Source organism: Variovorax restrictus (assembly GCF_051216715.1).
Taxonomy (GTDB): domain Bacteria; phylum Pseudomonadota; class Gammaproteobacteria; order Burkholderiales; family Burkholderiaceae_C; genus Variovorax.
On sequence record NZ_JBPJZH010000018.1, the window covers coordinates 1 to 2,279 of the forward strand.

Here is a 2,279-nt window from a genome sequence, read left to right on the forward strand (position 1 = left end):
CATGACTTCCAACGGGTAGTGCATGCGCTTGATAACCTTCTTCAGGGATTTGATCATCGACAGGGTCTCGGATTTCATCTACCCAAGACTACCCGGGGCCGTTACTGCGACAGAACCACCAGGTAAGCCATTGAATTTGCGGCCAGTTGGAGAGCACGCTTGAGGACTGGCCTGTTGACGGCCAGGTCGCGTTCGAACTGGTCTAGCTCTGTCACAGTGGCCGCGATCTCCTGCCGGGAAGCATTGAAAGCTCGCAAGTAATCAGCGCGATCCTCATCGATCGCAAGGTCGACAGCTTGGTCGAACGGTAGCCCCAGCGTTGCTTCGGGAAAACGAAGAACGAAGCTATCGCGCTTCAGCGGCATCAGCCAGGAGTCAGATGTGCGGGCAGTCAGCACGATGCGCCAGTCCGTCTCGGAGGTCAGCACAACTGCGCCTTCGACCGGGTGTTGACCATGCAGGAGCATGTCAGGCTGAGGGCCCCAGTGCATGTAGTAGGCGCGGTTTGGTGCGCGCAGGTCAGACAGACACATGTCACCAGGATCCGAGTGCGAGAGCGCCTCGACCAGAGCGGGCGCCAGATCGTACAGAGGCGTGCCATCGAGCTCGAGCTGCAACATCGTCTGCGCTATGGCAGTCTCGTTGGGCAAGAAGTTCAGGCGGAGGAGTTGGTCAGGTGGGACGCCGCAAGCAGTCGCCGCGCTTGCGATCGACCCAACTAACGCGTCGGTCCCGACCTTCAAGCCGCCGTGCGTGAATGAACCCAGAAGGGCGGCCACCGACGACTTGCTGAAGTACGGGCGACTGGTGCGGAACGCCTGCGGGAAGTATCTGTTCTTCAAGAGTGGTCCAACGTTTGGTGGATGAATTATGGAGCAGAGCTGCGCTCCAGCCTTCCGGGCATGTAGGTTTGTACTCTTAATCGGCGAAGTCCTACCCAAATAATCGACCTGTGGGTATACTTGCGTAATGACCCCAAGCCTACGCGTGTTGCGCTATGCGTCCACCAGAAGCGATCGCCTGGCACGCGCGATCGGGCACGGTTCATCGTCGGGCTTGCAGTGGGGTCGGCAGATCTCAGCCGATCCTGCGCCGGCAGCGAAAGTGTCGCCAGCAGAGCCTGCCGTTCTTGCCCGCCTTGCTTCCGCGCTGCAGGCCGCGGTGCGGGCCTGTGCTGGCGTTCTAGTGCTGGCGACATCGACATCGACCTTGGCCGCAAACGCAGCGCCGGCGCAGGACCCAAAGCTGCAGGAAGAAACGTTCCAGGAGCGTTGCCTCGATTGCGCAGCGGCGAGTCGACCGGCAGCGGCCGACAAGCGGGCGCTCCCCGTATGCGACACCACCGCGACGTTTCCAGCCACTTGCTCCTCGCGTCCCACGACGCCTGCGATAACGAGGGATGCTGGCGCGGAAATCGACCACGTTCTTCTGAAATTCTTAGAGCGCCGCAGGGCTGCGCGAGCCGCGCAATGAAGACTCCGAGCACCGACGGCAACAACGCCAACCTCGTGCGTGTGGAGCGGCGCATGAGGAAAAAAAAAGGGCCCGCAACCTGTGAGGCTGCGGGCCCTTTCGAGGGCGCGGACTGGTTACTTCTTGATCAGGAAATGACTCAGGTCTTGGCCCTGAATCCACTTCGGTCGCTTGCCGCGGCCGCTCCAGGCCAGCTGCGAATTCGGATCCTTGTACTTCATCGGGACCTTGGCGTTCGGCATCTTGCCGTCTGGAGGCAGCGGGCGCGTCGTGGTCTTGCGCTTGCGGCCCGTCTTGGCGTGTGCGTCGGAAACGCTGATATTCGGCGCCGGCGCGCTTGCGCGAGAAGTCGCAGCAGCGGAGCTTTTCCGCGTACGTGCAGGCGGAGTGCTTCCCGCGCTTGGCTGGGAAGCAGGGCTGCCTGGAAAAATATCCTCAGGCTTGAGCCCGAACGACGCTACAAGGCCGCTGATCGTCTTCAGCGCATTGGCGCGTCCGGACTGCGCCTCACGGATCTTCGCGTCAAGAGCGTCACGCTGTGCGATCAGGTCGTCGATTAGCTTTTTGGCCATAAGAATATGTAGTCGAAAGTGGTCAGTGCGATTATTGTAAATCCGCGTGTTAAGAGCCCACAAGCTCTTTTTCGTGGATTCGTGTGCATTCTGCATCGATATGCGCTAGTTGCGGCATAGCAGGGTGCTGAAATACCTCTCCCAGTCGGCGCGCGACAGCCCTCAAGCGTTGGAAGTTGACACCACCGACAGTTGCAACCCAAGACCCCAGACGATGCGCGGAGCCGATACCTT

2 protein-coding genes are annotated in these 2,279 nt (G+C 60.4%); both read right to left on the bottom strand.

From position 1 onward, the window contains the following. Positions 1-101 precede the first annotated feature (101 nt). Positions 102-842, bottom strand: coding sequence for a hypothetical protein (locus ACSFA0_RS26570; RefSeq protein ID WP_435453261.1), 741 nt, complete (start codon positions 840-842; stop codon positions 102-104). A 747-nt stretch (positions 843-1,589) separates the two neighbouring features. Further along, positions 1,590-2,045 carry an H-NS family nucleoid-associated regulatory protein gene (locus ACSFA0_RS26575; protein ID WP_435453262.1) on the bottom strand — a complete coding sequence of 152 codons (456 nt, stop codon included), beginning with the start codon at positions 2,043-2,045 and terminating at the stop codon, positions 1,590-1,592. Positions 2,046-2,279 lie beyond the last annotated feature (234 nt).